The following is a 203-nucleotide window of genomic DNA, read 5'->3' as shown; positions in this document are numbered from 1 at the left end:
TCAAAGAACCAGCGCTGGATCGGCGTTAAGGCCGCTTCGCCTTCGACAGGTCCCTGGTCGGCCTGCTTGCCTTCCGTCCGCTCCACGTAGGAGACGAGCTCTTCGATGGTCGGATGCTGGAAGAGATCCTTCATCTCCAGCTTGTAGCCGTGCTGGTTCAGACGGCTCGCCATTTGGATGCCTTTGATCGAATCGCCGCCGAG

At 59.6% G+C, this 203-nt stretch carries 1 protein-coding gene; it reads right to left on the bottom strand.

What is annotated here, in order from left to right; translation table 11 throughout:
• On the bottom strand, nucleotides 1-203 hold a 203-nt coding region (locus G9F50_RS20420; RefSeq protein WP_260399556.1), incomplete at both ends, for a phosphopantetheine-binding protein.

Origin of the sequence: Bacillus sp. EKM206B, from assembly GCF_011066015.1 — a bacterium.
Lineage (GTDB): Bacteria > Bacillota > Bacilli > Bacillales > Bacillaceae > Bacillus > Bacillus velezensis.
Note: the sequence above shows the minus strand (reverse complement) of the source record. Positions and strands in the feature narration are given on the sequence as shown.